This is a genomic window from Rhodanobacter sp. L36 (genome assembly GCF_009765755.1).
Classification (GTDB): domain Bacteria; phylum Pseudomonadota; class Gammaproteobacteria; order Xanthomonadales; family Rhodanobacteraceae; genus Rhodanobacter.
In genome coordinates, this window is record NZ_LMUV01000011.1 from 247,045 (window position 1) to 272,259 (window position 25,215).

24 protein-coding genes are annotated in these 25,215 nt (G+C 61.8%); 14 read left to right on the forward strand and 10 right to left on the reverse strand.

Annotation, left to right across the window (positions count from 1 at the left end):
- Positions 1-34: 34 nt before the first annotated feature.
- Positions 35-829 carry a DUF72 domain-containing protein gene (locus tag GSQ73_RS10720; protein ID WP_158883838.1) on the reverse strand — a complete coding sequence of 265 codons (795 nt, stop codon included), beginning with the start codon at positions 827-829 and terminating at the stop codon, positions 35-37.
- 167 nt (positions 830-996) lie between these two features.
- Here GSQ73_RS10720 and GSQ73_RS10725 point away from each other — a divergent pair, with 167 nt between their 5' ends.
- From GSQ73_RS10725 to GSQ73_RS10735, 3 genes are all read left to right on the forward strand, one after another.
- Entirely contained in the window at positions 997-1,923 is a 927-nt protein-coding gene (locus GSQ73_RS10725) for an ABC transporter ATP-binding protein (RefSeq protein WP_158883840.1), read from the forward strand.
- On the forward strand, positions 1,920-2,681 hold the full coding sequence (locus GSQ73_RS10730) for an ABC transporter permease (RefSeq protein ID WP_158883842.1): 762 nt from the start codon (positions 1,920-1,922) through the stop codon (positions 2,679-2,681). Before GSQ73_RS10725 ends, GSQ73_RS10730 begins: the two co-directional genes overlap by 4 nt.
- 130 nt (positions 2,682-2,811) lie before the next feature.
- Entirely contained in the window at positions 2,812-3,645 is an 834-nt protein-coding gene (locus GSQ73_RS10735) for a DUF3014 domain-containing protein (protein ID WP_158883844.1), read from the forward strand.
- A 43-nt stretch (positions 3,646-3,688) separates the two neighbouring features.
- On the opposite strand, the gene GSQ73_RS10740 is transcribed toward GSQ73_RS10735, so the two are convergent.
- Positions 3,689-4,297: a TetR/AcrR family transcriptional regulator gene (locus tag GSQ73_RS10740; protein ID WP_158883846.1), complete on the reverse strand. Its 609-nt coding sequence runs from the start codon at positions 4,295-4,297 to the stop codon at positions 3,689-3,691.
- Between the two features lie 93 nt (positions 4,298-4,390).
- Here GSQ73_RS10740 and GSQ73_RS10745 point away from each other — a divergent pair, with 93 nt between their 5' ends.
- Positions 4,391-5,518 carry an MBL fold metallo-hydrolase gene (locus tag GSQ73_RS10745; protein WP_254063384.1) on the forward strand — a complete coding sequence of 376 codons (1,128 nt, stop codon included), beginning with the start codon at positions 4,391-4,393 and terminating at the stop codon, positions 5,516-5,518.
- An 82-nt stretch (positions 5,519-5,600) separates the two neighbouring features.
- On the opposite strand, the gene GSQ73_RS10750 is transcribed toward GSQ73_RS10745, so the two are convergent.
- The gene (locus GSQ73_RS10750) at positions 5,601-6,578 is read right to left on the reverse strand and encodes an aldo/keto reductase (RefSeq protein WP_158883848.1); all 978 of its coding nucleotides are present in this window, start codon (positions 6,576-6,578) and stop codon (positions 5,601-5,603) included.
- A gap of 140 nt (positions 6,579-6,718) precedes the next feature.
- Between GSQ73_RS10750 and GSQ73_RS10755 the strand changes: the two genes are divergently transcribed.
- The 3 genes from GSQ73_RS10755 (at position 6,719) to GSQ73_RS10765 (ending at position 10,040) form a co-directional block, all read left to right on the forward strand.
- Complete coding sequence (locus GSQ73_RS10755) at positions 6,719-7,531, forward strand: SAM-dependent methyltransferase (RefSeq protein WP_174236120.1); 813 nt, start codon at positions 6,719-6,721, stop codon at positions 7,529-7,531.
- Between the two features lie 228 nt (positions 7,532-7,759).
- Entirely contained in the window at positions 7,760-8,026 is a 267-nt protein-coding gene (locus GSQ73_RS10760; RefSeq protein ID WP_158883850.1) for a hypothetical protein, read from the forward strand.
- Between the two features lie 301 nt (positions 8,027-8,327).
- Positions 8,328-10,040, forward strand: coding sequence for a GGDEF domain-containing protein (locus tag GSQ73_RS10765; RefSeq protein ID WP_158883852.1), 1,713 nt, complete (start codon positions 8,328-8,330; stop codon positions 10,038-10,040).
- A gap of 6 nt (positions 10,041-10,046) precedes the next feature.
- Here the strand turns inward: GSQ73_RS10765 and GSQ73_RS10770 are convergent, their stop codons facing one another.
- Both GSQ73_RS10770 and GSQ73_RS10775 read right to left on the reverse strand, forming a co-directional pair.
- Positions 10,047-12,800 (reverse strand): M14 family zinc carboxypeptidase, encoded by a 2,754-nt coding sequence (locus GSQ73_RS10770; RefSeq protein WP_158883854.1) that lies wholly within the window; start codon positions 12,798-12,800, stop codon positions 10,047-10,049.
- 155 nt (positions 12,801-12,955) lie between these two features.
- Entirely contained in the window at positions 12,956-15,256 is a 2,301-nt protein-coding gene (locus GSQ73_RS10775; protein WP_158883856.1) for a transferrin receptor-like dimerization domain-containing protein, read from the reverse strand.
- Positions 15,257-15,551: 295 nt separating this feature from the next.
- Here GSQ73_RS10775 and GSQ73_RS10780 point away from each other — a divergent pair, with 295 nt between their 5' ends.
- Entirely contained in the window at positions 15,552-16,322 is a 771-nt protein-coding gene (locus GSQ73_RS10780) for a methyltransferase (protein ID WP_158883858.1), read from the forward strand.
- A gap of 27 nt (positions 16,323-16,349) precedes the next feature.
- On the opposite strand, the gene GSQ73_RS10785 is transcribed toward GSQ73_RS10780, so the two are convergent.
- Positions 16,350-16,952 (reverse strand): hypothetical protein, encoded by a 603-nt coding sequence (locus tag GSQ73_RS10785; protein ID WP_158883860.1) that lies wholly within the window; start codon positions 16,950-16,952, stop codon positions 16,350-16,352.
- Positions 16,953-16,988: 36 nt separating this feature from the next.
- Complete coding sequence (locus GSQ73_RS10790; protein ID WP_158883862.1) at positions 16,989-18,152, reverse strand: glycoside hydrolase family 18 protein; 1,164 nt, start codon at positions 18,150-18,152, stop codon at positions 16,989-16,991.
- A 111-nt stretch (positions 18,153-18,263) separates the two neighbouring features.
- On the opposite strand from GSQ73_RS10790, the gene GSQ73_RS10795 reads away from it, so the two are divergent.
- Genes GSQ73_RS10795 through GSQ73_RS10805 form a run of 3 tightly spaced genes read left to right on the forward strand, consistent with a single transcriptional unit; the run spans position 18,264 to position 19,792 of the window.
- Positions 18,264-18,425 (forward strand): oxidoreductase-like domain-containing protein, encoded by a 162-nt coding sequence (locus tag GSQ73_RS10795; RefSeq protein WP_158883864.1) that lies wholly within the window; start codon positions 18,264-18,266, stop codon positions 18,423-18,425.
- A gap of 37 nt (positions 18,426-18,462) precedes the next feature.
- Positions 18,463-19,248 carry an arginine deiminase family protein gene (locus tag GSQ73_RS10800; RefSeq protein ID WP_158883866.1) on the forward strand — a complete coding sequence of 262 codons (786 nt, stop codon included), beginning with the start codon at positions 18,463-18,465 and terminating at the stop codon, positions 19,246-19,248.
- Positions 19,249-19,282: 34 nt separating this feature from the next.
- Positions 19,283-19,792 carry a DUF1993 domain-containing protein gene (locus tag GSQ73_RS10805; RefSeq protein WP_158883869.1) on the forward strand — a complete coding sequence of 170 codons (510 nt, stop codon included), beginning with the start codon at positions 19,283-19,285 and terminating at the stop codon, positions 19,790-19,792.
- Between the two features lie 285 nt (positions 19,793-20,077).
- On the opposite strand, the gene GSQ73_RS10810 is transcribed toward GSQ73_RS10805, so the two are convergent.
- Positions 20,078-20,800 carry an rRNA pseudouridine synthase gene (locus tag GSQ73_RS10810; protein ID WP_158883871.1) on the reverse strand — a complete coding sequence of 241 codons (723 nt, stop codon included), beginning with the start codon at positions 20,798-20,800 and terminating at the stop codon, positions 20,078-20,080.
- Between the two features lie 117 nt (positions 20,801-20,917).
- On the opposite strand from GSQ73_RS10810, the gene GSQ73_RS10815 reads away from it, so the two are divergent.
- Together GSQ73_RS10815 and GSQ73_RS10820 are read left to right on the forward strand one after the other, a co-directional pair.
- Positions 20,918-21,922, forward strand: a complete 1,005-nt coding sequence (locus GSQ73_RS10815) for an LLM class flavin-dependent oxidoreductase (RefSeq protein ID WP_158883873.1) — start codon at positions 20,918-20,920, stop codon at positions 21,920-21,922.
- Positions 21,923-21,997: 75 nt separating this feature from the next.
- On the forward strand, positions 21,998-22,855 hold the full coding sequence (locus tag GSQ73_RS10820; protein ID WP_158883875.1) for a PA4780 family RIO1-like protein kinase: 858 nt from the start codon (positions 21,998-22,000) through the stop codon (positions 22,853-22,855).
- A gap of 241 nt (positions 22,856-23,096) precedes the next feature.
- On the opposite strand, the gene GSQ73_RS10825 is transcribed toward GSQ73_RS10820, so the two are convergent.
- The gene (locus GSQ73_RS10825) at positions 23,097-23,531 is read right to left on the reverse strand and encodes an FKBP-type peptidyl-prolyl cis-trans isomerase (protein WP_158883877.1); all 435 of its coding nucleotides are present in this window, start codon (positions 23,529-23,531) and stop codon (positions 23,097-23,099) included.
- 64 nt (positions 23,532-23,595) lie between these two features.
- Entirely contained in the window at positions 23,596-24,144 is a 549-nt protein-coding gene (locus GSQ73_RS10830; protein ID WP_158883879.1) for a YaeQ family protein, read from the reverse strand.
- Positions 24,145-24,249: 105 nt separating this feature from the next.
- On the opposite strand from GSQ73_RS10830, the gene GSQ73_RS10835 reads away from it, so the two are divergent.
- The gene (locus GSQ73_RS10835) at positions 24,250-25,164 is read left to right on the forward strand and encodes a pseudouridine synthase (RefSeq protein WP_158883881.1); all 915 of its coding nucleotides are present in this window, start codon (positions 24,250-24,252) and stop codon (positions 25,162-25,164) included.
- Positions 25,165-25,215: the final 51 nt, after the last annotated feature.

Below are 25,215 nucleotides of genomic sequence, written 5' to 3' on the forward strand. Positions count from 1 at the left end.
TCCGATGCGATACGAGCACGCGAGGTGAAGCCGTCTATTTGGCCTGACCGCGCAACAGCCGGTTCATCGACAGCGCATTGCCAGTGGCATGCCCCAGCGCGGTGTTGTCGAAGATGCACCAGCGTGCAGCGGTCTGCCGGCAGGGACGTTGCATGCGGCGCGCGACGTGGCCTAGCACGTCATCGACATAGGCGTCGTAGTACATGCGCGGTGAGCCGTGAAGACGCAGGTATTGCAGCGATCGATCGCCCGCCGGTACCGAGGCCTGTGTGAAACGTGCAGGGTCGGCTGCCGCGCGCGCGATGCCGCGTTCGCGCAACGCGTTGTTTACGGTGCCGTGAAACCAGCTGGCATGGCGCGGTTCGCAGGCGACCGGGCCGCGATGCTTCTTGCGCAGCAGGTCGAAGAACGGCAGCGTGATCGCGGGGTCGTAAGCCAGGCTCGGCGGCAACTGCAGCAGCAGGCAGCCCAGCTTGCCGTCGAGAAAATCGACTTCGCCGAGAAAGGTTTCCAGCGCCGGACCGCAATCGCGCAGGCGTGCCATGTGGGTGATCGCGCGCGGCATCTTTACCGCGAAGCGGAACGTCTTCGGTACTGTGGCTGACCAGCGGCGATACGTGGCTGGCAGATGCGGGCGATAGAACGACGAGTTGATTTCGACCGCGTTGAATACCTGCGCATAGCGCGCGAGGTGACTTTTTCCTTCGGGAAATTCGCTGGCGTATTGCGCCGGAATCGACCAACCCGCGCAGCCGACATAGAGCGCAGGCACGCTCGGCCGATCGTCGACCGGTGTGCGCGGCGCCGAAGCGGCGGCTCTGGGCGTCATCGATGAAACTCCGTGCATGCCCCCATGCATGGGCATGGTGTCGCCAAAGGCGTCAGCCGGCCGTGAATCCGACCTTGTCCGCTGACGGAAACACATTGTCCGGTGGCCCTTCGGATGTCGTCGGCTTACCATCGCCGTTTGCCTATCCGCCACTTCAAGGATTTCGAGTGCAGTCGGTCATTTCTGTCCAGCAACTCAGCAAGACCTACGCTTCCGGTTTTCAAGCGCTCAGGCACATCGATCTGGAGATCCGGAAGGGCGAGATTTTCGCGCTGCTCGGACCCAACGGTGCCGGCAAGACCACGCTCATCAGCATCATCTGCGGCATCGTGAATCCCAGCGAGGGCAAGGTGCTCGCCGATGGCCACGACGTGGTACGCGAATACCGCGCGGCGCGCAGCAAGATCGGCCTGGTGCCGCAGGAGCTGACCACCGACGCATTTGAAACGGTGTGGAACACGGTGAGCTTCAGCCGCGGCCTGTTCGGCAAGCCGGCGAATCCGGCGTACATCGAGAAGGTGCTGAAGGATCTCTCGCTGTGGAACAAGAAGGACAGCCGGCTGCGCACCTTGTCCGGCGGCATGAAGCGGCGCGTGATGATCGCCAAGGCGTTGTCGCACGAACCGCAGATCCTGTTTCTCGACGAACCCACCGCGGGTGTCGACGTGGAGCTGCGGCGCGACATGTGGGAAATGGTGCGCTCGCTGCGGGAAACCGGCGTCACCATCATCCTTACAACGCACTACATCGAAGAGGCCGAAGAAATGGCCGACCGCATCGGCGTGATCAGCAAGGGCGAGCTGATCCTTGTCGAGGACAAGGCGGAGCTGATGAACAAGCTCGGCCGCAAGCAGCTCACGCTGCATCTGCAACGTCCGCTGCAAGGCGTCCCGCCATCGCTGTCGGATTATGCGCTGGAGCTGTCGCCCGATGGCAACGAACTGGTCTACACGTTCGATACGCAGGGGGATCGCACCGGCATCGACGTGCTGCTGCGCAAGCTCGGCGAAGCGGGCATCGACTTCAAGGACCTGCAGACCAGCCAGAGTTCGCTGGAAGATATTTTCGTCAGCCTGGTGAGTGAACGCCCATGAATTTCCACGCTATCCGAGCGATCTATCATTTCGAGATGGCCCGCACCTGGCGCACGCTGCTGCAGAGCGTGATCTCGCCGGTGATATCCACCTCGCTGTACTTCGTGGTGTTCGGCGCAGCCATCGGCTCGCGCATGACGGCGATCAACGGTGTGAGCTACGGCGCCTTCATCGTGCCCGGCCTGATCATGCTGTCGCTGCTGACGCAGAGCATTTCCAATGCGTCGTTCGGCATCTACTTTCCGAAGTTCTCCGGCACCATCTACGAAATCCTTTCTGCGCCGGTGTCGTACATCGAGATTGTCGCGGGCTATGTCGGCGCGGCGGCGAGCAAATCGATCATGCTCGGTCTGATCATCCTGGGCACGGCACGGCTGTTCGTCTCGTTCGATATCGCGCATCCGTTGTGGATGATCGCGTTCCTCGTGCTTACCGGGGTCACTTTCAGCCTGTTCGGTTTCATCATCGGCATCTGGGCCGACAGCTTCGAGAAACTGCAGCTGGTGCCGCTGTTGATCGTGACGCCGCTGACGTTTCTCGGCGGGAGTTTCTACTCGATACACATGCTGCCGCCGATCTGGCAGAAGGTGACGCTGTTCAATCCGGTGGTGTATCTGGTGAGTGGATTCCGCTGGAGTTTCTATGGCGTGTCCGACGTGAGCGTTGGCATCAGCATGGGCATGACGTTGGTGTTTCTCGCGCTGTGCCTGATCGCGGTGTGGTGGATGTTCCGCACCGGCTACCGGCTGAAGGCGTAGACGGCGTCGCCTGCGGCGCAGGCGCGGAAACCAGCTTGCGATAAACCGGGACGCACGCTTTCGCATCGCGATGAACGAATCGTGCTCATGTCAGTCCAAAACTCGTTGAACTGACGAGTGGTGACGTGCGATGGGCAAGAAGAATTCCACCGGTGGCTGGATCGTGGCTGGGATCGTGGTGCTGGGCGTCGTGGCCGCTGGCGTCTATTTGGCGCGTCGCGGGGCGCAGCTCGGTACATCGGCATCTCCGGCAACGGCCGCGTCTTCCGCAGCAACGAACGTTGCCAACCCGGCGCCACCGCCGATCCAGCATCCGATTTCGCAGGCGTCGGTGCCGGCCAGCGCATCGACGACTGCGTTGCCCGCACTGGACGACAGCGATGCGAGCGTGGCGTCTGCACTTGCCGACCTGGCTGGTGCGAGTGACGTTCACTCGCTGCTGATATCGCAGCAGGTCATTCCGCGCATCGTCGCGACCATCGACTCGCTGCCGCGTCGTGGACTCGGCACGTTCATGCTGCCGGCTCGCACGCCGCGAGGAAATTTCATCGCGATCAATGGCCCCGCCGGCACGCTGATGAGCGAGCAGAACATTGCGCGCTACGCGCCGTACATGCGCATCGTGGAAAACGTCGACGCGAAAGCGCTGGTGTCGTGGTACGTGCGCAGCTATCCGCTGTTTCAGGACGCGTATCGACAGCTCGGTTATCCCAGGGGATATTTCAACGACCGGCTGATCGTGGTGATCGACAACATGCTCGCCGCTCCCGACCTCGACCAGCCAGCCGCGTTGATTCCATCGAAGTCGTCGTACGCGTATGTCGATCCGTCGCTGGAATCGCTTTCGGCAGGACAGAAACTTTTGCTGCGCGTCGGCCCGGCCAACGAGGCAACGCTCAAGGCGAAGTTGCGCGAGATACGCGCCGCGATTGCCGGGCAGGCGCTTCCAGCGAAGCACGATTGAGTGTCGACGACGAATAGGCCTGTGCGGGTTCTCGTTGCAGAACCTATCGCCGCGTCGGCGATGCCAGACGGCTGAGTAGTGTTGTGCATGCCTCGTCAATGATGCGTTTCTGCGCCGCCTTGCGTGGCGATGGTTGCCAGCCGATGACCGAATACCAATACGCCGGCGACTTGAGCATGGCCACGAACAGCTCGGCGGCGACGCGCGGATCGAGCTTGCCCAGCTTGCCGGCCTTGCCGGCTTCACTGAACCAGCGGAACAGGCCGTTTTCCTTTTCGCCGAACTGCACCATCAGTTGAAGGCTGCGTTGTTCGGAGCGCATGCATTCGATCATCATGACGCGGCTCAGTCGCACGAAACCCGGATCGCAGATCAGCTGCATTTCCTTTTTTGCGATCTCGCGCAATTGCGTGGCGAAGTCGCGCTTGGCGTCGTAATGGAGCTTGCCGAGCGGATCGACCCGTTCGATCAGCAATGCGAAAACGGCTTCAAACACCGCGTCCTTGGAAGGGAAGTGCTTGTACAGCGTGCGCTTGGAAACCTCGGCGCGCGCCGCGATCGATTCCATGCTCGCGCCGGCCAGGCCCGCTTCCACGAGTTCGGCGATACCCGCGTCCAGCATGGCAGTACGTTTGGTGAGGCTTCGATTCACGAGCGGCTGTCCTGAAAGTACACGCGACAGTTTACTTTTTTTATGGCCATCTATAAAGTACACGGCATCGTTTACTTATTGCCGGAGTCCGTCATGGCGTCCATCGTTTTCATCGCAGTCATCATCGCCCTCGCACTCGTAGGCTGGCGCGTGGCGATGCGCCGCAACACGTCCAAGCAGGATCACACCGGCGCGCTGACTTGGCGCGACGGTCGTTTCCAGAACGTCGCCGTCACGCATACCGGCAAGCTGGGTGAAGTGCTGCGGATGTTCTGGGTTCATCGCAGCCTTCGCCGCAAACCGCGCTTGTCCTTGCCGGTGGTTCCGGTGCGCGCTGATGTGCTGAAAGGACCGACATCGCAGGCGCTACGGGTGACGTGGCTTGGTCACTCCACCACGCTGATCGAAATTGACGGCCTGCGCCTGCTGACTGACCCGGTGCTCAGCGATCGCGCTTCGCCGGTGCCGTTCGCGGGACCGAAGCGGTTCACGCCCCCGGCGCTGTCAGTCGATGATTTGCCGCCGATCGACGCGGTGATTCTTTCGCATGATCACTTCGATCACCTGGATAGCGACACGATTCGCGCGCTGGCTGGCAAGGTTGGCCGTTTCTACACGACGCTGGGCGTGGGCGCACGGCTGACCGCTTGGGGCGTCTCGGCTGAACACGTGATCGAACTGGACTGGTGGCAGGAAGCGAGCTTCGGCCCGTTAACGCTGGCAGCCACGCCCGCTCAGCATTTTTCCGGGCGCGGACTGGGCGATCGCGACAGCACGCTTTGGGCGTCGTGGGTGGTGATGGGCTTGCGCGAACGGTTGTTCTTCAGCGGCGACACGGGCATGCACGCCGGCTTTGCAGAGATCGGCGAACGCTACGGACCGTTCGATCTCACGCTGGTCGAATGCGGTGCGTACAACGAATTGTGGCCCGACGTTCACATGCAGCCGGAGCAGTCGATTGCCGCGCATCGACTCGTGAAGGGTCGCACCATGATGCCGGTGCACTGGGGCACGTTTGATCTGGCAATGCATCGCTGGGACGAACCCGCCGAGCGCATTCGCGCGCTGGCCGCGGAGCAGGGCGTGCAGCTGGTGCAGCCTCGGCCGGGCGAAACCATCACGCCTGATTCGACATTGCGGTCGCCGTGGTGGCGGGCGTTCGAGCAGGAAACAGTTTCGGCATCGTCGCCGCCGCGCAATCAGCATCAACGGATCGCATGAGGCTGTTGAAACCGCACAACAGGATCGCCACCGCGAACGCGATCGACGATCTTGCGCGGGATTGGTCCGAAGGCTGTCGTGATCAGCTGTGTCCGGCGATCTCGTGCGGCACGTAGTGTTCTTCGACCGCGCTGATTTCTTCCGGCGTCAGCACGAGTGACATCGCCGCGACTGCATCATCGAGATGCTGTGCCTTCGACGCGCCAACGATCGGCGCGGTGATGAACGGCTTCTGCGCCATCCAGGCCAGTGCGACCTGCGCTTTCGACACACCGCGAGCTGCGGCAACTTTGGCGACTGCTTCGACGATGCGCTTGTCAGCGTCGGGCACGGTGTACAGCGTCTTGCCGAATTCATCGGTCTGCATGCGTTCGGTGGTGTCGTTCCAATCGCGCGTGAGGCGGCCGCGCGCCAGCGGGCTCCACGGAATCACGCCGATGCCCTGGCTTTGACAGAGCGGCATCATTTCGCGTTCTTCTTCGCGATAGAGCAGGTTGTAGTGGTTCTGCATGGTGGCGAAACGCGTCCAGCCATGTTGTTCGGCGAGGTACAGCGCCTTGCTGAATTGCCAGGCGTACATCGACGACGCACCGATGTAGCGCGCCTTGCCGGCCTTCACCACGTCATGCATGGCTTCGAGTGTTTCCTCGATCGGCGTGTGCGGATCCCATCGATGGATCTGGTAGAGGTCGACATAGTCGGTGCCCAACCGGCGCAGGCTGTGATCGATCTGCGCCATGATCGATTTGCGCGACAGCCCCATGCCGTTGGGGCCTGCGTGCATGCGTCCGTGCACCTTGGTTGCCAGCACGATCGCATCGCGCTGGGTGAATTCCTTCAGCACGCGGCCGACGATTTCCTCGGAGCTGCCGTCGGAATACACGTTGGCGGTATCGAAGAAATTGATGCCCAGATCGATCGCCTTGCGGATCAGCGGCCTGCTCGCTGCATCGTCCAGCGTCCAAGCGTGATTGCCACGCTGCGGTTCGCCGTAGGTCATGCAACCGAGGCAGACGCGCGATACGTCCAGGCCGGTGCGGCCGAGCTTCACGTACTCCATGACGGACTCCTGATGATGTGATGAGGCAGCTTACTCAATGCGTCGTGCAGAACGCGTGGGCGCAAGAACTCGTGGACAACTGGCGCAACCCTCAAGCGCAGTAAATAATGCGTGCTCCGCCACGTCGCGAGCGCGCACCGATGAATGCAGAACGGCCAACCGGAAGTCTGGTCAACGTGGGGCTCGGCATGACGCTCGGGTCGCATATCAGTCCGCTATCGCGCAGCCATATCGAACAAGCGGATGTGGTGTTTGCAAACCTTTCCGATGGCATTGTCGAGCTGTGGCTGCAGCAGATGAATGCGGACGTGCGAAGCCTGCAACCGCTTTATCAGGAAGGTAAGTCGCGCATGCAGACTTACTGGCAGATGGTGGAAACCATCATGGCCGAAGTGCGCGCGGGCAAGCGCGTCTGCGGAGCTTTCTATGGGCATCCGGGTGTGTTTGCGTGGGCGCCACACAAGACCATCGAAATGGCGCGCAGCGAAGGTTTCGAGGCCCACATGGAGCCCGGCATCTCGGCTGAGGATTGTCTGTATGCCGATCTCGGCATCGATCCGGGCAACTTCGGTTGTCAGCATTTCGAGGCGAGCCAGTTGCTGTTCTACCAGCGCCGCATCGATCCGACCGCTTATCTGATCCTGTGGCAGGTCGGCCTGGTCGGCGACCAGTCGCTGACCCGGTTCTCGACCGGGCCGGCCTATCGTGAGTTGCTGGTGGAAGTGCTCGCGCGCGAGTACCCGCTGACGCACGAAGTGATCATCTACCGTTGCGCCACGTTGCCCATCCAGCAGCCGCGCATGGAGCGGATCACCCTTGGCGACCTGCCCAAAGCCGATATCGGCATGCCCGATACGGTGGTGGTTCCGCCCGTCCGCGCACTCCAGCCGGACACCGTGATGCGGGCGCGACTCGCCGAACTCGACCTCGCGGCTGCCAACGACGCCGGCTGAAGAGGTCAATCAGACGTCCGTACGCCGGTATGCGGGCGTTTTTGCACGCCGCAGCTCCCTGGAAAGGAGAACTGCAGCACGCCGCCGCATGAGCGCCAGTGCTACGTGGCGGGGCCACACTTAAGATGGAACTTCAAGTCTGCCCTCTTGGGCGGCTTGAACGCGGGCATCTGTTTCATCACGAAGCAGACCCGACATCCAAACCCTGCCCCCTACTGGAGAATTCACATGTCCAACATCATCAACTTCCTGGAAATGATCGGCCAGAACGCCAACCTGCGGAACGCTTCGCGCAGCGACATGCTGGCCACCATGACCGCGATGCAGATCGCCCCTGAACTGCAGGAAGCCCTTCTTTCGAAGAATCCGCAACAGCTCGAAACCGCGCTCGGCGCCAGCAACGTCTGCTGCATGATGCTTCCCGCCACGGTCTGCTGCATGATGCTTCCGGGCATGAACGACGACACGGCGTTCCACCAGGAGTTGTGTGCCTGAAAATCGGCACACAGCCTGATGTGACATGGCAACGAGTTCGGCCGGTGCGGGAGTGCCAATGGTGCTTCACATTCGGAACGGCAGCTGTCCCGCATGATCGCGGCGTCGATTATGCGGGACGGCTCGGGCGGACCGCGGTCGCATTTGAAACATGCTGGCGAAGCGAGAGAAATTGGCACATGCAAGACCGACAGCGATGCGTGAAAACTTCGGATACCGGCTGGGAATACCGATGCACGCATTGAGGTTCCGGATTGTGTGGCTAACGGTTTGTCTCCTGCTTGGATCATTCGGTCCAAGCATGGCCCTGTGCGATACGGCAACAAAACCGAAGGTCGCGGACCTGCTGGTACAGGCGGACAACTCAAAGACGTCCGACCATGATCGGTTCCTTCGGCTGCTGAATGAATTGCACGCCGACTCGGCCGACTTGTCGACCGAACAGAAGTTTTATCTGGACTATTTGCAGGCTTGGCAGAACGGGTATCAGGGCGATTATCAGGCGTCGACCTCGCTCATCGATGCATTGATCGAGAACTCGGGAGATACCATCCTGCGATTCCGCGGCGGCCTGCTTCTGGTGAACACGCTGGCAGAGCGATCACGCTTCGACGAAGCCTTCAAGCAGCTGAATCTGCTGCTTGGCGAGCTGCCGGAAATCAGCGATCCGGATGTCCGTGCGCAGGCCTTCACCACAGCGGCCTATCTTTATGGCGAGGCCGGGCAATATGGTCTGGCGTCCAGTTATGCCGACAAGTTGTTGAAGGATCATCCGGCAGCCGACGAAATTTCCTGCAAGATAACCTTCGTCAAACTCGGCGCGCTCTACCGGGATGGCAAGTTCGCCGGCATCGGACAACAGTTTCAGAACGGCATCGACCTTTGTTTGAAAGTAGGCGACACGCTCTATGCCAATGGCATCCGCTTTTTCGTGGCGAGCCTCGATGTACAGCAAAAAAAGTCGGGGCAGGCGATTCAGCTTCTGACGGATCACGACGCCGAAGTGCGGCGCAGCGGTTATCAATGGCAGATTTCACAGTTCGATGCGTTGTTGTCCAAGGCGTATCTGGACACGGGCCATATCGAGCAGGCCCGCGAGTCGGCATTGCGGGTGATCGCGCAGAGCGTGCAGGATCAGTACGCCGAGTCGCTGAGCATGGCCTACCAGGTTCTCTACATGATCGAGAAAGGCGACGGCAATCCAGCCGCTGCGCTGGCGTACCACGAGCAATACATGAAGGCGAGCCAGCGCTATCAGGATGCGCTGAGTTCGCGCGTGCTGGCTTATCAGATCGTGCAGCAGGAACTGCTCTCGAAAAAGTTGCAGATCGATACGTTGAGCAAGCAGAACCAGATCCTGCAGTTGCAGCAGGCGTTCGGACGAAAGAAGGGCGAAGCCAGCCGGCTGTACATCGTGCTGCTGCTGATGGTGGTGGCGTTCATTGCGTTCTGGGCTTATCGCATCAAGCGATCCCAATTGCGCTTCATGGGTCTTGCCCGCCGCGATGGACTCACCGGAATTTTCAATCGCCAGCACTTCGTCACCGCCTCCGAACAGCAACTGCAGGCATGCCGGAAATCCGCGCGCGAAGTCTGTCTGGTGCTGATCGACCTGGATCACTTCAAGAGCATCAACGATACGCACGGCCATTCCGTAGGCGATCGCGTGCTTCGCCGCACCGTCGCCACCTGCCAGGCGCATTTGCGCACGTCGGATATCTTTGGCCGTCTGGGCGGCGAAGAGTTCGGCATCGTGCTGCCGGATTGCCCATTGGAAAAGGCACTCGGCCGTGTCGAGTTGATGCGCCTGGCGATCGCTTCGGTCACAGCCGACGATGATGTTTCCGGCATATGCATTTCCGCCAGTTTCGGTGTCGCAAGCAGCAGCAACTCGGGCTACGAATTGCGCCAGTTGTTGATTCATGCCGACGAAGCGTTGTATGGCGCCAAGCGCGACGGGCGCAATCGCGTCAACGTCAGCCTTGCAACGCATCAGCCCTCGCGCGCCGTCTGAGCGCGTTTATTTCGAGGCGCGCTGATCCAGTTCGTCGAAGTGTGCGATGGCGTTGAACACCAGTGGATAACTGCCGATGGTTTCGCCACGCCAGATCGGATTGCTGGCAAACAGCAATACATGCCCCTTGCCGTAACGCGCGTCGACAACGGCGGCATGCTCGGCCATTTCGTCGCCGCCATCGAGCAGGCCTGCCACCAGCAGATGGCCGACATCGGCATAACGCAGGATCACCCGCGGTCGTTGATTCGCCGGAATCAGCCACGGATTGTTGCGCATCTGTTCGGCGTTCAACGTCAGCGGCTGCCATGGCTTGGCATCCGGCAGCGCCGGCGGTTCGGTACCGGGCCGACCTTCGGGCGTGTCGACGTCGTGCGGGCCGCCGCGTCCGGTCGGGCGCTGGAAATCCTTGGCGTTCGGCACGCCGCGATCGCCAGTGATCTGGTTGGACACGGTGAACGACTGACCTAAGGCGCTGTACATCGCGAGATCATCGCTCCGATAGCCGTCGGCGATCGGACTCTCGCGATCGACGAACTTCGCCTGCAGCACGCTGCCCACCACTTTCAGCTGGTTCGTCGGCGTGACGAACACGCCCGGCGCAAGGCCTTCGTCGATGGCGAACTTCGCTGTGTCTTCGGCGGTAATCAGCAGGCCGCCGTCGCGCACGAATTGCTTCAGCCCAGCCAGACCCATCGTGCCGAGTCCCGGACGAATGTCATCGGTGCTGTCGATGTTGCCCATGTTCGGCGTAAGCGCGGTTTTCTTCCACGGCATCGGGTTGCCCCACATGGGCAAACCGTCGACGATCTGCTGCGCGCTGGTGCCGCCGATCGGACCGAACAGAATCACGTCGTACTTCGCGTGCAGGTTGCCGATGCGCGCGATGTCCTGCGTGCTGATGTAGTCGTAACGGACGTGCAGCTTGTCCAGCGCCATGCGCCACCAGCCTTCCGTCTGTGTGTCCAGCCAGGTGTGCATCAGCGCGATGCGTGGCAATGTCGTCGCCGTCACGTCGATGCTCGCCAAGCCTGCGGGAACATCGATGGCTTGCGTGACCGCGCTCATCGGCGCTTTCAGAATTGAGTTATCGGTCACCCGCGTCACCCGCACATTGAACAGGTCGCCCATCGACCAGCCGGTGTCGTCGTAGGGATGCTGTTGCGGATCTTTCGGCGACCAGTACTGGCGATCGAGCAGCGTATCGGCGATGCGCGAGTACGGCTGATCCATGCGCACTACATAACTTCCGGCAGGGAATGTTTGCGTGGTGGGCTTGCCCGGCTTGCCGTCGTCGCCCTTGGTTGCAGGCATCGACACGCTCGCTGGCGAGGACAGCCGGCTCACCTCGGCGTGCTGCAATTGCATGATATGCAGCAGCTGCGCCTGCGCGCCGACGCGCTTGTCGTCGGCGGAAAACACATACGCAGCAGGGCCGGCTTCCTGTGGCTTCTCGATCGAGCGTTTGCTCTTGAGGTAGAAATTCTTCAGGAACAACTGCGCGTTGCCGGAAAAATAATCCAGCGCGGTGAGCAGGCCGGTCTGCTCGTAATTGTTGTTGTCGCGCTGCGACCAGGTCACTTCCGGCAGCGGCGGATTCGGCTTGTACCAGGTGCGCTGATAGTCGGCAGGGTCGAGCGTGCGCTTGAGCGTGTCGGCGCCGTCGTTGCCGAAGGTTTCGTACAGGCGGCTGATGCCGTTGTGCATGGCGGCGATGAACATCAGATAGCCCGGGCTCCAGGTATCGAAATCGCCATGCGTGAACACGCCGGGCATGCCCATCTGGGTCAGCGCCTGCACGTTGTTCCAACCCAGTTGCTGCCATTCGCCGGTGAGGATCGGATCGATCCACGCGTTGTACGGACCATCGCCCACGGTGTTGTCGTAGAGAAACGGCACCGATTCGTGCAGGTCGTGCAGCACCTGCGCATGCCAACCGACGTACGTGTCGGCGACGTTGCGCGTGAGCGCCAGCGTCATGCCCATCGCGTCGCGGTTGTTGTCGTGCGCCACGTAATGGCCCCAGTACAGCAGCGGCGGATGGTTCTGGCCGGGGTGCGCTTGATGCCAGTTGTAGAGATCGACCATGCGGTCGCGGCCATCGACCTCCACTACCGGCGTGATCAGCGTGATTACGTTCGAACGGATGTGCTTGATGTACGGCGCGTCGTCCACCGCGAGGCGATAAGCCAGTTCCATCAGCGCGGTGGGCGCGCCGGTTTCGGTGGAGTGGATGGTGCCGGTGATGTAGTAGACCGGCGTGGACTGGGCGACCAGCTGGTCGGCTGTCGCGTCGTTCATGCCGATGGTGCGCGGATCGCCAAGCTTAGCCAGTCGCGCCTTGTTGGCGTCGAGATCGGCGATCAGATTCTCGTCGGCGATGGCGACCGCGATCATCTCGCGGCCTTCTTCGGTTTTGCCGATCGAGAAAACTTTGACCCGCGGGCTCGCCGCTGCCAGTGCGCGAAAATAGCGATAGACGTCCGCGGAGTAAGGCAGGTAGTTCGGCGCGCCGGATATGTGGCCGAGCACTTTTTCCGGCGTCGGCACGCTGCTCGATGCGGGAAGGTAATCGGTGAGCGGCGAGTTAAACGTCGGATCGGTGGTGAACTTCAGGATCTGGTCGGTGTACGCCTGATCGATCGGCTGGCCGGCCGCGCGCGCGTAGTGGGTGGGACCGCTCGCATCGTTGGCAGCTTGCGCGGCGAGCGTGCCGAGCGTGAACAGCACGCCGATGGAAAACCGTGTCGATACGCGCATGGTGAGCATTCCCCAATGGCCGCACGCAGCCGATCGCGCCACTGTGCCAGACCCTCGTCCGACACGCGTAGCCCATCAGTTGGGTAGGGATTTTCGATCCCGCGCTCGTGGCGAGGGCGCGGTCGATCCATCCGTGGCTCGCCTCCCGATGCCGTCTATTTTTTCAGCGCGGCCGTGAGCTGGTCGAGTTGTGCACGATAACGATCGATCACGTCGGCGGTGACCTGGGTGTAGCGCGCCAGTTCGTCCCAGCGACGGCCTTCGATCGCTTCGCGCACGCCCGGCACGGTTTTCACGTCATAGCCCGTGAGCATGCCCGGGGCATAAATCATGTGCTTGAACCACGCGCGACCGGGCAGGCCGTCGGGGTCGCCGAGCGCCTGTTCCATCGCGGCCATGCGGCGGTTCACGTCACGCTTCTGCGCCGATGACAGATTGAAGCTGGTCTGCGCGCGACCTGCATATGCTGCTTCGAATGCCTGCGCGCTCCTGTCGAGCTTCCTGCTCGCTGCGTCGAGTGCGGTGAGGTCGATCGACGGTACGTCGGATTCGCGTGCCGGCGGTGCGATCGCATGTTGCGGGTCGGCATCGAGTTCGAAAGCGTGGCTGTCGAGCAGTTCGTGCTGCTCGGCGGTCGCCTTGCGCGTGGCGTCGACCAGCTTGTGCAGTTCGTCGACGTAGCGATCCAGCTGCTGGCTGAAATCGCCGAAGCGCATCGGCAGCACATCGGCATCGGCACTGCGCAGCACGATATGCCCGGCGACCTTGGCCAGCGTCGTGCCGTAGACGAAGGTCGGATCACCGAAGCGGATGTAGTGATCGAACGAGTCGTAGCGCGAGTGGTAGATGCCGGCATTGTCGTCTTCGCCACCGAAGCCGAGGTCCAGCGAAGCGATGCCGAGATGTTCCAAAAATGCGCTGAAGTCGGAGCCCGAACCGAGTGCCTCGATCGGCAGATCACCGCCCTCCGCGGCAAGCTTGGCGTCCATCTTCGCTTCGGGGCTTGCGCCGCCGGCAGCTTCGACGCGCATGTGCGCGCGCAGGCGTTCGCGCACGCTCACATGCGTTTCCGGATCGATCACGCCGTCGGCGACTTCGTTCACCAGATGCTGCAGCGAATGGCTCCCACCGGCGCCGAGAATGCCGCGACCGTTGGTATCGGAGTTGAGATAAAGCACGGCCTTCTGCTGCAGCTCGGCGGCATGTGTCTCGGCCCACTCGGTGGAACCGAGCAGACCCGGCTCCTCGCCGTCCCAGCTTGCGTAGACCAGCGTGCGCTGCGGCCGCCAGCCTTGCTTGACGAGTCCGCCGATCGCCTTGGCTTCGGCCATCAGCGCGATGTTTCCCGCGAGCGGATCCCATGCGCCAAACACCCAGCCGTCGTGATGATTGCCACGCACGATCCACTGATCCGGCGCGGTCGAGCCTTTCATCACGGCGATCACGTCGTAGACCGGTTTCTGCCCCCAGTCCGACGCCACCGTCATGTGCACTTTCGCGGTGCTCGGGCCGATGTGATACGTCAGCGGCAACGCACCGCGCCAGCCTTGCGGCGCCACCGGACCGGTCAGTGATTGCAGCAACGGCGTGGCATCGCCATAGGAAATCGGCAGCACCGGAATTTTCAGCAGCGTCGTTGCATCTTTCAACGCGAGACGCTTCGCACCCGGCGTGGAACCGATGCCGGGCGTGAGCGGATCGCCGGGGTATACCTGCATGTCGGCGACCGAACCACGCTGCACGCCTTGCGCCGGACGCCAGCCGCCCTTGGGATACACATCGCCCTGCGCGTAGCCGTCTTCATGCGGGTCGGAATAGATCAGGCAGCCGATCGCACCATGCTGCTGCGCGAGTTTGGGTTTCAAGCCGCGCCAGCCACCGCCGTAACGGGTAAGCACGATCTTGCCGCGCACGTCGATGCCGCGACGGGCGAGCTCCTTGTAGTCGTCGGGCATGCCGTAGTTGGCGTAGACGAGCGTCGCCGATACATCGCCATCGCCGCCGTAGATGTTGTACGGCGGCAGCGCGCCGTCGCGGATCGCCGAGGTCGCATCGCCCGCCACTTCGGGCTCGTTCAACAGGGCCATATAAGGTTTCGGTCCGAGCAGTTCCAGCGCTACTTTCTTCGGTGTCGGGTACAGCACGTCGAAGGTTTCGATGTGCGCGTCCCAACCCCATTCGCGGAACTTCGCCAGCATGAATTCGGCGTTCGCCTTGTCGTGCGGCGAGCCGACCTGGTTCGGTTCGGACGACATCTGTTTCAGCCATGCGCGCAGGTCGGCGGGATCGAGCTGCGCATCGAACCGCTGTTCCAGGCTTCGCTGAGCGGCTGCATTGGCGGCGGAAAATCCCAGCATGCCGTGATCGTCATGCGTGGCTGTCGATGCAGCGGCCGCACCGAACGTGGTCGCCACGCTGCCGATCAGCAGCCAGGACCGGATTATGGTTTGCCTCATGCGGTGCTCCCCTTGATGGATCATTGACCGATGACGCGCCGCAGCGGCGCGCATGGCAAGTTATACCCGCAGCTCTGGAATCGTGCCCGGGCAGTGGCTGCTCTCGGCGCGGGAATGCAGGTTGCGCGACCTGTCTTGCCGTTTCTGCATCGCCGATTCGACCAGACACCGACCTTGAAAATCCGCGGTGCATTGCAGAAGAAAATCGACCGTGATGTACGTGCCAAGAGACACAGCACAAACGCCGGCCATTGGGCGCACAATTCATGCTCCTTTCCCCAACATGGAGTACGACATGCGTCCCAAGGTTCTTGCCGTATTGATCGCCCTCGCGCTTCCAGTCGCCGCATTCGCCGCCATGTCGGGCATGCATGACGGCGCAGCATCTGCCGCTGTCACCAAGGCCATCAACGATCCGGCCCGCGCGACCGACAAGGCCGATGACGCACGCCGCAAAGTGGCAGCGCTGGCGACATTCGCCGAAATCAAGCCGGGTCAGAAAGTGGTCGACCTGATTCCCGGCGGCGGATATTTCACGCGTGTTTTCAGCGGCATCGTCGGACCGCAGGGTCACGTCTACGCGGTGTGGCCGAACGAATATGCAAAGGAAGATACCGATGACGCCGCCGGCTCCGTCAAGCTCGCCGCCGATCCGCATTACTCCAACGTCAGCGTGTTGAATCAGGCGGCCAATCAACTGAGCACGCCCGAGCCGGTCGACGTGGTGTTCACCTCGCAGAACTACCACGACTATCCGGACAAGTTCATGGGCAGCGAGGATCCGGCGGTGCTCAACAAGCAGGTGTTCGATGCGCTCAAGCCGGGCGGCTTGTGGGTGATCGTCGACCACGTCGCGCCCGCCGGCACCGGCATGACCGACACCGACACGCTCCACCGCATTGATCCGGCCATCGTCAAGAAACAGGTCGTGGCAGCGGGCTTCGTGTTCGACGGCGAGAGCAGCGTTCTGCGCAATCCGAAGGACCCGCACACCATCAAGGTGTTCGACAAATCCATCCGCGGCCATACCGATCAGTTCGTTTACCGTTTTCGCAAGCCGAAGTAATCCGGCGCAGGATGCTCGGGCGGCAGTTCACAAGACCTCGAACTGCTGCCCGATCCAGTAGAGCTGGAACAACAGACCGGCAACCACGAATGCGGCGTGATACCACGCCTTGTCCGTCTTCATCGCAACGAGGCTGGCCACGACATATCCCGCGTTACGCAGTGGGAATACCGCGCCGAAACTGTGCAGGTAGTCGGCACCTTTGATCCACGTGTCCAGATAGTCCACGACGTAAACCGCGGCCAGCACGCCGAAGAACCAGTTCCGGCGATAGTAGAAATAGCTGCGATAACTTTCGTTCTCGTCGAGATTCTCGGGAAATATAAGCGCGCACAACAGGTACAGCAGCAGCGCGTAGATCACCACGAACAGATAGAGGTTGAAAGTCCACTGATCGACAGTGGCGAGCCGGAATTCCCACCACCAGAAATGCAATAGGTAAAGGAACATCGACAGCGCCCAGGCCATGTGCACCCAATAAATGGCGTGCCGCTTCGGATGCTCCACGATGCGCGCGAAATGGCGCAGCAAGTGAGTGAGTCCGAGACCGACGATCATCCCCATGAGCACGCGCACATGCAGATAGAGATTGGTGGTGCTTTCAGGGTGCAGTGCCGATGGAGTGATCATCGTTGTATCTCCGGTCGACCGATGCCAACAGTGAAATTACTGCAAGCCGCGCCAGATCGCATCCAGCAGCTCGCCCTGCGGATCCTCGCCCTGTTCCCAGTACATGATGCCGCCGAGCTGGTGCGCCTTGACGTAATTCGCCTTCGCGGCCAGTGATTGCGCGTCGTCATAGCTGATGAAGTGATGCGTGGTTGCGTTCCACAGATACGGAGCCTGCGCTTTCGCATCCCAGTGGCGAACGAAACCGTTTTGATTGATGAAATCGGCCTTGAGCTGCGGCCAAGGGTGTTCACCCTGGTAGTGGCCGTAAGACTGATACAGCCCGTTGTTGCCGGCTGAGACCTCGGCAAATTCGCGACCGTAAAACGCTGCGCCAATCACCAGCTTGCGCGCCGGCACACCGGCGGCGAGAAACTGTCGTACCGCCTTGTCCGTACTGCGCGCGTCCGTGGGCGCTGTCGTCGAATCGTTGAGGCCACTGTGGTGGCCAGTGAATGGCGTCATCGAATTGACGAAGTCGTAGGTCATCAGGTTGAACCAGTCGAGGCTCGCTGCCGCGGCGGCGATATCGATGTCGCTGACGAACGGCCCATCGGCAGCGGCGATGCTCAGCGTGTAGTGATCGGCGCCGTGATGACCATCCACATTGCCGGCGCGATCGAGTGCGCGACGAAGCTCCTGCAGCAGCAGCGTGAAATTCACGCGGTCCTCGACGTTGGAGACAATGCCCGATTCGTGGTGGCCGGGGTATTCCCAGTCGATGTCGAGGCCATCGGCATGATTCGCCACCATCAACTGCACCGCGCTGTCGGCAAAGCGCGCGCGGCTATCGACGGTGGCGGCCGCTTCGGAAAAACCACCGGCCTTCCATCCGCCGACCGACAATACGACCTTCAAATGCGGATGCCGCTGTTGGAGAGCGACCAATTGCGAGAGCCGCCGCTGCACCGGTGGATCGAGCACCACATAGCCTTGGAGCACGCGGGCAAACGCGAAAATCAGCACATCGATTCGATCGACATCACCTGGCGGGATCTCGCTACCCATCGCCTTGTCGTAGCCGATCACGCGATAGGGCGAACGCACCGTCGCGGCATTTTTGCGCGGCATGCTGCAGGCAGCCAGTGTCGTGACGATCAGCATGATCGCCAGATCGCGCCAGATCGCGCGTCGTTTTGGATGGGCCGGCCATGCGTGCATCTGTGGGTCCCGAAAGCGTTCTCTCCCGATCTTCGCAGCCGACGGCCCATCTTCCAAGTCGAGGTCGAAGTCTCGACATCGGGCACGGCGAACAGCGCTACGCTGCGCGCGATGAAAAACGATACCGCCGATCCACGTCCCATGCCTCCGGTCGAACCGGATGCCGCTGATTGCTGTGGCGAAGGATGCGTGCGGTGCGTGTTCGATATCTACGATGAAGCACGCGCGCGCTACGATGAGGCTTTAGCCGCCTGGCAACTTCGTCATTGCTAGTGGTTGTTTGTCATTGACGCCGCAAGAAAGGAACGCCATGTGGATCGCCATTACTCGTGAAGTCAGTCCCGCCATGGCGCGGTGCGAATTATCGTTCGTGGCGCGCGAACCGATCGACATCGCGCGAGCTGCCGACCAGCATCGCGATTACATGCACGCGCTGGAAACCCTCGGCTGCCGCGTGGTGACGTTGTCGGTTCAGCGTGATCTTCCCGACTCCGTGTTCGTCGAGGATGTCGCCATCGTGATCGACGAACTCGCGGTGATGACCCGGCCCGGTGCGGAATCGCGTCGTCCCGAAGTCGCGAGCGTTGCCGCTGCGCTGAAGAAATTCCGGCCGCTCGCAACGATCGAAGCGCCGGGCACCATCGATGGCGGTGATGTGATGCGCATGGGGCGCGCGTTCTACGTGGGCGAATCCGCGCGCAGCAATGCATCGGGCATCGCGCAACTGCGCGCGCTGGTGGCGCCGCACGGTTACACCGTGCAGGGCGTGCCGACGCGTGGCTGCCTGCATCTGAAATCCGCGGTGACGCAACTGTCGGACGACACAGTTCTGCTGCAACCGGATTGGGTGGATCGCGAGCCGTTCGCCGATTATCGGATCATCGACATAGATCCGGCCGAGCCGCATGCCGCGAACGTGGTACGTGTCGACGATGGCTTGCTGATGCCGGCGAGTTTTCCGCGCACACGCGAGCGTCTTCTCGGCGCAGGCTTCAAGGTCATCTCGGTGGATGTCTCCGAATTGCAGAAAGCCGAGGGCGCGGTGACTTGCTGCAGCCTTCTGCTGCGCGAAGGGAAAGATCACAACGCGGGTTAGACTTCCGGATCCTTTCCACGATTCGAGAAGCCGCATGACCAGCAACATCTACGACAGCTCCGTTCCGGTTTTCAGACAGATGCTCGGTGCGCTCGACGCGATCCTGGCCAAGGCGGATGCACATGTCGTGGAAAAGAATATCGACGCGTCCGCGCTGACGCAGGCGCGGCTGTTTCCGGACATGTTTCCGCTGAGCCGGCAGGTGCAGGTGGCCTGCGATTTCGCGCGCGGTATCTCGGCACGGTTGGCCGGAGCAGAAGTGCCGAAATTCGACGACAAGGAACAGAGCTTTGGCGAACTGCGCGACCTGATCGGTCGCACGCTGGCCTTCATCGGCAGCCTGGACGAATCGCAATTCGCCAATGCGGCTACGCGCGAAATTGTCACCCGGCCGGGTACGCCGAAAGAGCGCCGCTTCGAGGGCCAGGGTTATCTGCTGAGCTATGGCTTGCCGCAATTCTTCTTTCACGTGACCACGGCGTACGCGCTGCTGCGCCACAACGGCATCGAGATCGGCAAGCGCGATTACATGGGCCAGTACTAGAAAAAGAACGTGCCGGCACGGGTCGCCCCGTCCGGCACGTGATTACTCGCTAGAAGAAACGATTACTTGCTGTTCTTCTTTTTTTCCTGCTTGGCGAGCTTCTTTTCCTTCATCGTCTTTTCCGGCTTTTTCTTTTCGCTTTTCTTTGAATCCAGGCCCTTGCTCATGCTGTGCTCCTCAGTGTGGTCGAGTGATGTGCTGCGTGGGACGCGCAGGGAATTCTAAGCGGTTCCGACAGCGCCTGTGTACATGCGGACAGTGAAAACCCATCGCGGCGATGGTCCTTCAGATGCGTTCGTCCGGCGCGAGATAGCGCCATTGCCCCACCGGCAACTTCGACAGCGAAATTCGCCCCACACGCAGACGTTTCATCGCCAGCACGGTGAGTCCGACTGCCTGGCACATCGCCTCGATCTGGGTCGGTTGCAGCACCTTGAAGGCAAAGCGCAGGCGTTGCTCGCTCTGCCAGCTCACCTTGATCGGCGGCATCGCGTAGTTGTTGAAACGCAAACCGTGGTTGAGCAGGGCAAGCCCGTTGGGGACCAGCGTGCCGCTGACATCGACCACGAATTCCTGCTCGACCCGATTGACGTCCTCGGTGAGCTTGCGCGTGACGCGCCAGTCCTGCGTGTAGATCAACAAGCCGCTGGCACGGGTCGGCAGCGACAGCGGCGAAGTGAGCCGGTGCAGATGCCGCTTCAGCGGACGCACGCCGGACGGATCATCGGACGACCGCGATTCGGGTGTGATCAGGACGTTCGCAGGGTTCGCACCGCCGACCGCGTCGTAACGGACCGGCTTGTGCAGCACCAGCGTTGCAGGTTCCGTCGGTATCAGTTCGGCATGCGGATCGAGCGTCACGGTCTGCGCATCGACCATGAATTGCGGTTCTTCCACCACCGCGCCGTCGACCCGCACCCAGCCGCCTTCGATGTATTGCTCCGCCTCGCGGCGCGAACACTGGGTCAGCGCAATGACGCGCTTGGCGAGGCGTACCGGTTCTGTCATCGACGTGCCGCGTGCGGAGGTTCGCCATTGTAGGCGCCCCAATGCGATGACGATGAGGCGATGGCAATCCGCCAGACCGCCCCCAGATCGGGAGCTTCGTGATGGCGAGAGTTCGACATGATCCCCTTTTCCGTGCTTGACCTGGCGCCGGTGACCGAAGGCAGCGATGCCGCGCAGGCGTTCCGAAATACGTTGAATCTGGCGCAGCTGGCCGAAAAACTCGGCTACCGGCGCTACTGGCTGGCCGAACATCACAACATGCCGGGCATCGCCAGTGCGGCGACTTCGGTGCTGATCGGCCACGTGGCCGGTGGCACCTCGACCATCCGCGTCGGCGCCGGCGGCATCATGTTGCCGAACCATGCGCCGCTGCAGGTGGCCGAGCAGTTCGGCACGCTTGCGTCGCTCTATCCCGGCCGCATCGATCTGGGTCTGGGCCGCGCACCGGGCACCGATCAGCCGACTGCCAAAGCGTTGCGCCGCTATTTCGACAGCGCCGATGCGTTTCCGCACGACGTGATGGAATTGCTTGGCTACTTCGAACCCGCCGTTGCCGGCCAGCCGGTGCGTGCCGTTCCTGGCGCAGGCATCGAGGTGCCGGTGTGGCTGCTTGGATCGAGCTTGTTCAGCGCGATCTTGTCGGCCCGGCTCGGCCTGCCATTCGCGTTCGCGTCGCACTTCGCGCCCGACGCGATGGAAGAGGCACTGGCACTCTATCGACGCGACTTCCATCCGTCAGCGCGGTTGCAGCAGCCCTACGCGATGCTCGGCATCAACGTGGTGGGCGCGGATACCGATGCCGAGGCACGGCGACTGTTCACCACCCAACAGCAGAGTTTCATCAATCTGCGTCGCGGTCGTCCGGGCCTGATTCCGCCGCCGATCGACGACATCGAGACGTACTGGAGCGCACCGGAAAAGCAGATGGTGGAACGCGCGCTGGCCTGCGCCGTGGTCGGCGCGCCCGATACGGTGGCGCGGGGCATTGCGGCGTTCATCGCACGGCACAAGCCGGACGAATTGCTGATCACCGCCAACGTGTTCGAGCATGCGGCGCGGCGGCATTCATTCGAAATCGCGGCAACCGCACGGGACGCGCTGGGTGCCGGTAGCCCCGCCTGAGCCAGTTGCCGACGTCATTCGCTGCCGATCGGCCATAATGGGCGTTAATTCACGAATCGCCGAAGCTTCCGACGCATGAAAACACCCAAGGGCCTGCAGGATCTGATCGACGAAGGTGTGATCGATCAGGTGCTGCGACCGCTGAAAAGCGGCAAGGAAGCGTCCGTCTACGTTGTGCGTTCCGGTGACGACATCCGTTGCGCCAAGGTCTACAAGGACATGGCGCAGCGCAGTTTCCAGGCCCGCGTGCAATACCAGGAAGGCCGCAAGGTGCGCGGCAGCCGGCAGGCGCGCGCGATGGGCAAGGCCACCAGGTTCGGTCGCAAGGAAGCCGAAGCCGCGTGGAAGAACGCCGAAGTCGACGCGCTCTACCAGCTCACCGCTGCCGGCGTGCGCGTGCCGAAACCGTACGGCTACTTCAACGGCGTGCTGGTGATGGAACTGGTGATCGATGCGGACGGCCATTCGGCACCCCGACTGGGCGAAGTCGAGCTGACCGCCGAGGTCGCGCGCGACTACCACCGTTTCCTGATGCAGCAGGTCGCGCGCATGCTCTGCGTCGGCCTGATACATGGCGACCTTTCCGAATACAACGTGCTGGTGGGGCCGGACGGCCCGGTGATCATCGACCTGCCGCAGGCCGTGAGCGCGTCCGGCAACAACTCGGCGCGCACCATGCTTCGGCGCGACGTCGGCAATATCGCCATCAGCCTTTCGCGTTTCGCGCCCGAGCTGCTGGACACGCACTACGCCGAAGAGATGTGGGCGCTGTACGAGCTGGGTGAACTGCATCCGGACACGGAACTCACCGGACATTTCGAATTCGACGAGACGCTGGCCGACGTGGACAGCGTGATGCAGTCGATCATCGATGCACGGGAAGAGGCGATCATTCGCCAGCTCGGACGCGAGGCGGCGGAAAGAGGGGAGTAGTTTTTCGGTCGCGCTCGTCCGCTTCGTGGCGCAGTATTTTCAGTGGATCACCAGGTCATTGCAGCTCAGGTTTGACCGACTGAGGAACGTTTCTACGTCATGCCGGCGAAGGCCGGGATGACGAGGAGCTGTGACCCGAGTATTCACTTTTCCGCTCGCTTTCTCTGACCATCCTTTGACGAGCACTCAACCTCGATGAGCTACGTGTAGCTCGCTTCGAAATCCAGCAACGCCAAAAACTTCAGGGCCCGGAAACCCCCAGCAACTCCACGTCGAACACCAGCGAAGCATTCGGCGGAATGTCGTCGCCTGCGCCGTTGGCGCCATAACCGAGTGCCGCAGGAATCAGCAGCGTGCGCTGTCCACCCACGTGCATGCCGGCCACGCCCTGGTCCCAGCCTTCGATGACCCGGCCTTCGCCGAGGTTGAAGGAAAACGGCTCGCCCGCGTCGCGCGAGCTGTCGAATTTCTTGCCGTGCTTGTCCTTGGCGCTGTTGTCGTAGAGCCAGCCGGTGTAGTGCACGGTGACTTTCATGCCGGGTTTCGCCTCGGCGCCGGTGCCTACCTTGTGATCGACGATGACAAGCTTGTCGACCTGGCCGGTGGCGTGCGCGCTCGGCGCTGCACTGCAGGCGGCGAGGGTGATGACGGCGAACAGGGGCAGCAACCAGCGCATGGGTGACTCCAGTGTGATGAGAAGAAAGGGCCGGGCGATTATCCGGTAAAAGGCGGCCAACCGATCAGGCGCCGGAAACCATCCGCTTCACCGGGTCGACCGTTACCGAATCCACGTCGTTCATCACCTGGAGTTGGCCGTCCTGGATCAGGCATTGCAGGCGCATGCCACGCTGCAGCAGCGCGACGAGGCCGGCGACGGTGGATGTCGGGATATCCAGTACGGTGAGGTTGCGGTTGCGCGCCAGCGATGCACCGTTCTTGTTCCACCAGATGTCGGCCACGTTGCCGCCGTAGTTGATGACCACCACCTGGCGCGAACGACCGCAGGCTTTGCGGATGCGTGTTTCATCGGGCTGGCCGACTTCGATCCACAGTTCGATCTCGTCGGTATACGCCTTGCGCCACAGCGCCGGTTCGTCTTCGTCGCTGATGCCCTTGCCGAATTCCAGCCGGTCGTCTGCGTACAACGCGAACGCCAGCAGCCGCACCATCAGGCGTTCTTCGGTTTCCGACGGATGGCGCGCCAGGGTCAGCGCATGGGTGGCGTAGTAATGCCTATCCATGTCGCTGATCTGCAGTTCGACTTTGTAGATGGTGGAGTTGAGCGCCATGGGGCGGGTCTCTGGACAACAGCCGGCCATTCTACGCGCTGCATCCGTTCGCCGAGCCGTCCGCGGAAATGGACTGACCTTGCGCGCACTAGAATGCGCGAACTCATGAAGCCATTCGACCCATCCATACAGCGCAATCTCCACGCCAGCACGGCGTACTTGCCGACGGGACCGTGGGCGACCGTGCTCGATGGACTTTGCATTCGCTTCCCGACCATTACGCGCGAGCAGTGGATCGACCGCATGGCGCGGGGAAAAGTGCGCGATGGCTCCGGCCGAATCGTGACGATGGACACGCCTTGCAACGACGGCATGCACATCCACTATCAGCGCGAAGTCGTGGATGAAGTGCCGATTCCATTCGCCGAAACCGTGCTGCACATCGACGAGCATCTGGTCATTGTCGACAAGCCACACTTCCTGCCGGTGACGCCGTCCGGCATGTTTGTCGAGCAGACGTTATTGTGGCGATTGATCGAAAAACTGCGCAACGCTGACTTGGTGCCACTGCACCGGATCGATCGCGCGACGGCCGGGCTGGTGATGTTTTCGGCGAACCGTGTCAGCCGCTCGGCGTACCAGGCATTGTTTCGCGAACACCGCATCGACAAGCGTTACGAAGCGATCGCACCGGCAATGAGCGAGACGACATTTCCCCTTCGGCGCCGCACCCGCCTCGTCGCGGGCGAGCCGTTTTTCCGCATGCAGGAAGGCGAGGGCGAGCCGAACAGCAATACGCGCATCGACGTGCTCGCGCGAGGCGAAGAGCTCTGGTACTACGCGTTGTTTCCGGTCACTGGAAAAAAGCATCAGTTGCGTGTGCACATGGCCGCACTCGGATCGCCGATCGTCGGCGACACGATGTATCCCGTGCTGCAGGAAAAGTCGCCGGATGACTATCAACAGCCGCTGCAGTTGCTGGCGAAAACTCTAACGTTTGTCGATCCGTTATCTGGCGAGCAGCGGCATTTTGAAAGTGCGTTGACGCTGCGCTTGGCGACGCAGGCAGCCGGGAAATAGCCTCACGCGCTCATCCACGCTATCTTCCGCACTGGCATTCAGCCGGGGGAG

Excerpts from the sequence above, each read along its gene's own strand:
- GSQ73_RS10720 (WP_158883838.1), bottom strand. The coding sequence starts at position 829 with ATGACGCCCAGAGCCGCCGCTTCGGCGCCGCGCACACCGGTCGACGAT.
- GSQ73_RS10730 (WP_158883842.1), top strand. The coding sequence starts at position 1,920 with ATGAATTTCCACGCTATCCGAGCGATCTATCATTTCGAGATGGCCCGC.
- GSQ73_RS10735 (WP_158883844.1), top strand. The coding sequence starts at position 2,812 with ATGGGCAAGAAGAATTCCACCGGTGGCTGGATCGTGGCTGGGATCGTG.
- GSQ73_RS10745 (WP_254063384.1), top strand. The coding sequence starts at position 4,391 with ATGGCGTCCATCGTTTTCATCGCAGTCATCATCGCCCTCGCACTCGTA.
- GSQ73_RS10750 (WP_158883848.1), bottom strand. The coding sequence starts at position 6,578 with ATGGAGTACGTGAAGCTCGGCCGCACCGGCCTGGACGTATCGCGCGTC.
- GSQ73_RS10755 (WP_174236120.1), top strand. The coding sequence starts at position 6,719 with ATGAATGCAGAACGGCCAACCGGAAGTCTGGTCAACGTGGGGCTCGGC.
- GSQ73_RS10760 (WP_158883850.1), top strand. The coding sequence starts at position 7,760 with ATGTCCAACATCATCAACTTCCTGGAAATGATCGGCCAGAACGCCAAC.
- GSQ73_RS10765 (WP_158883852.1), top strand. The coding sequence starts at position 8,328 with ATGGCCCTGTGCGATACGGCAACAAAACCGAAGGTCGCGGACCTGCTG.
- GSQ73_RS10770 (WP_158883854.1), bottom strand. The coding sequence starts at position 12,800 with ATGCGCGTATCGACACGGTTTTCCATCGGCGTGCTGTTCACGCTCGGC.
- GSQ73_RS10775 (WP_158883856.1), bottom strand. The coding sequence starts at position 15,256 with ATGAGGCAAACCATAATCCGGTCCTGGCTGCTGATCGGCAGCGTGGCG.
- GSQ73_RS10780 (WP_158883858.1), top strand. The coding sequence starts at position 15,552 with ATGCGTCCCAAGGTTCTTGCCGTATTGATCGCCCTCGCGCTTCCAGTC.
- GSQ73_RS10785 (WP_158883860.1), bottom strand. The coding sequence starts at position 16,952 with ATGATCACTCCATCGGCACTGCACCCTGAAAGCACCACCAATCTCTAT.
- GSQ73_RS10790 (WP_158883862.1), bottom strand. The coding sequence starts at position 18,152 with ATGCACGCATGGCCGGCCCATCCAAAACGACGCGCGATCTGGCGCGAT.
- GSQ73_RS10795 (WP_158883864.1), top strand. The coding sequence starts at position 18,264 with ATGAAAAACGATACCGCCGATCCACGTCCCATGCCTCCGGTCGAACCG.
- GSQ73_RS10800 (WP_158883866.1), top strand. The coding sequence starts at position 18,463 with ATGTGGATCGCCATTACTCGTGAAGTCAGTCCCGCCATGGCGCGGTGC.
- GSQ73_RS10805 (WP_158883869.1), top strand. The coding sequence starts at position 19,283 with ATGACCAGCAACATCTACGACAGCTCCGTTCCGGTTTTCAGACAGATG.
- GSQ73_RS10810 (WP_158883871.1), bottom strand. The coding sequence starts at position 20,800 with ATGACAGAACCGGTACGCCTCGCCAAGCGCGTCATTGCGCTGACCCAG.
- GSQ73_RS10815 (WP_158883873.1), top strand. The coding sequence starts at position 20,918 with ATGATCCCCTTTTCCGTGCTTGACCTGGCGCCGGTGACCGAAGGCAGC.
- GSQ73_RS10820 (WP_158883875.1), top strand. The coding sequence starts at position 21,998 with ATGAAAACACCCAAGGGCCTGCAGGATCTGATCGACGAAGGTGTGATC.
- GSQ73_RS10825 (WP_158883877.1), bottom strand. The coding sequence starts at position 23,531 with ATGCGCTGGTTGCTGCCCCTGTTCGCCGTCATCACCCTCGCCGCCTGC.
- GSQ73_RS10830 (WP_158883879.1), bottom strand. The coding sequence starts at position 24,144 with ATGGCGCTCAACTCCACCATCTACAAAGTCGAACTGCAGATCAGCGAC.
- GSQ73_RS10835 (WP_158883881.1), top strand. The coding sequence starts at position 24,250 with ATGAAGCCATTCGACCCATCCATACAGCGCAATCTCCACGCCAGCACG.